This is a genomic window from Microbacterium sp. sgz311019 (assembly GCF_056135325.1).
In genome coordinates this window covers 1-2528 of the sequence record NZ_JBWAXO010000024.1, presented here as the reverse complement: position 1 = coordinate 2528, position 2528 = coordinate 1, and the positions used below count along the sequence as shown (strand labels likewise).

1 pseudogene is annotated in these 2528 nt (G+C 60.8%); it reads right to left on the bottom strand.

Going from position 1 to position 2528, the window contains the following annotated elements:
• Positions 1–1833: 1833 nt before the first annotated feature.
• Positions 1834–2397, bottom strand: a pseudogene (locus AC0NZN_RS18305) (ATP-binding cassette domain-containing protein); the annotation flags it as partial.
• Positions 2398–2528 lie beyond the last annotated feature (131 nt).

Genomic DNA, 2528 nt, shown 5'->3' with positions numbered 1-2528 from the left:
CCAGGCTCACTCTCGTCGCCGACACCGGAATCGAGGTGAACACCGACACCCTCCTCGAACTCAGCGCCTAACCATCAAACGAAGAAGGATCACCGACCGCTACACCACGCCCCGGGGCTTGACCCGAAGAGGAAGTCGAAGTCCTCGAACATGCCGATCGGATTCTCGTCAACATCGCCGAAGATCCACTTTTCACTGAGCACGGATGTACCACTCATCTGAGTTCTCCTTTTCGTTTTTTGATTGTTGGGGTGTGGGCGGATCAACCGCGCACGCTTAGGTGCCGCTCCGGGCACAGATCACGACGGCCCATTCAGATCAGACGACATCGCCGCGGCAAAGACGGGCCCGAGCCCCGCTGATGGCACGGAGTTCGGGCCCATGTCCGCTGCTGCCGCGGACGCTATGTACTAGCAGCCGCAGAAGCCGCCCGTCGTGGTGATCGGCCCGCACGCGGTCGTACAAAGTCCGGTGCATCCGCAAGTGCTCCCGGTGCAATCCACCGTCGTCGGGCGCGCTCCTACAACGGACAGGGACGCAACCGCCTCCGGGTCGAAGAGGAAGTCGAAGTCCTCGAACATGCCGATCGGATTCTCGTCAACATCGCCGAAGATCCACTTTTCACTGAGCACGGATGCACCATTCACCCCTATACTCCCTTTCATAATTGATTGTTCCGCATATCCATCACTCAACGTGAACGAGGATCATCCGGTAGAGGATATTTCGGGTGAAAATTGCCCGACAGGTTTGCGGGCTGCATCACATCGGCGATTCCGCCCTTTTGGCCGGCCCAGAGCGATTCACCTCGGATTGTTGGAAGCTGAGTCAACAGACTGCCCGTGAAGCGACCCTCCGGAGGAAGATAGGGCGACTTCGCTTCCGCACGCGCGAACCGGGCTCGAACTGTTCTCCAGAAATTCACAACTGGGCCCCGTCTCTGTGATAGCTCGCTTTGATTCATCGAATTGAGTATCTAACAGGGCCTTGCTTGTGTCAACGGTTTGGGCTGGCGGCTTTGCACCGGGCAGGACCATGGGGCGTCGTCGCACAATCCTTCCGTCGTCCCCCGATCACGTGCGACGTATTGCCGTCGGGCGCGCCCCAGATGTGTGCCTCCCCCGTCTCGCTCGCTACTGGGACCTCGCACGTTCAGGTCGGGCGGGCCGACAGAGTAGACGCGCAAGAGCACGGCTGACATCGCCGTATCAGCAGCGATGCCCGCATGCGGGTGGGCCTGCCCACCACTCGGGGTTGGCTGGAACTTCCGCAAACTACGAAGGTGTGATCGTCGCGGGGGAGTCGTGGCCGCCGTCCGTACGCATGAGGGGGTGTGGATGCTTCAGCCAGAAGGTGATGTCAACAGCGGGCTAGCCTGAGCCGATCAACGGCCACGATGGGCACACTTCGGCCGAAGACGAGCTTGCGGACCTTGTTGTCCAACCAGCCACGGGAGCGGCCGATCATGAAATCACACGGCTCCATGCACAGACTTGTGCAACTCGTTAGACCCCCGAGTCGCGCGGAACGTCCGTGGGGTGTTCACCGGCTGGGTCGGTACCAACGAGCAACTCGGCGTGAATTCAACCCACACACCGCCACCGACTACCGGCGGTGCTGCCTCCATAGCGTCTGCCACGGCCCAACGAGCGGTGCACGCCCGGCAACGACGTTCCACGGCTACCACGAGACGACGATGCCCTCAATGACGCAGCGATCATCGCGAAACGGCCGCCCCCGATACCCCTAACGAGGGCAACAGTGGGCGAAAAGTTCGCACTGGCATCCGTCAGCACTGCGTCGCGGGTTGCTCAACAATCCCAGTACGAGCCACTACCGGGATTTCGGAAACACGCCCTCGTGGTCGGATGCTCGGCCCAGATACAGGCGAGCGTACGCGCCACCGGCCTCGAGCAACTCTGCGTGCCTGCCACGTTCGATGATGCTGCCTCCGTCGACGACGAAGATCTGGTCCGCGTCAACCACCGTTGCTAGACGGTGGGCGATCGCAATCGTTGTGCGGCCGGCCTTGGCCACGTCCAACGCATCTTGTACAGCGGCCTCAGATACAGAGTCGAGGGCGCTCGTTGCTTCGTCCAGGAGCAATACTGCTGGGTCCTTAAGCAAGATGCGCGCAATTGCTATCCGCTGCTTTTCTCCCGCTGATAGCCGGTACCCACGCTCACCGACGACCGTAGCGTACCCACTGTCGAACTTGATTATGCTTTCGTGGATGTTCGCAGCTATGCACGCCTGCTCGAGCTCCTGTTGGCTGGCGGACGGCTTGGCATATCGGAGATTCTCCGCGATCGTCGCATGAAAGAGGTATGGCTCCTGACTCACAACCCCAACGTGCTGGGTGAGTGACTTATGCCGAATCGCGCGAACGTTGTGGCCATTAACGGCTCTTCGGAATCAAGGGTGTAGTTGGGTTCTGAAGCCTCCGGCCTCGAGCAGGGATCTCGCGACATAGTTCGTGAGGTTCCGGAAGCCGAGCGCGGAGCCGCGGAGGTGCTCGAGCCGGCCAT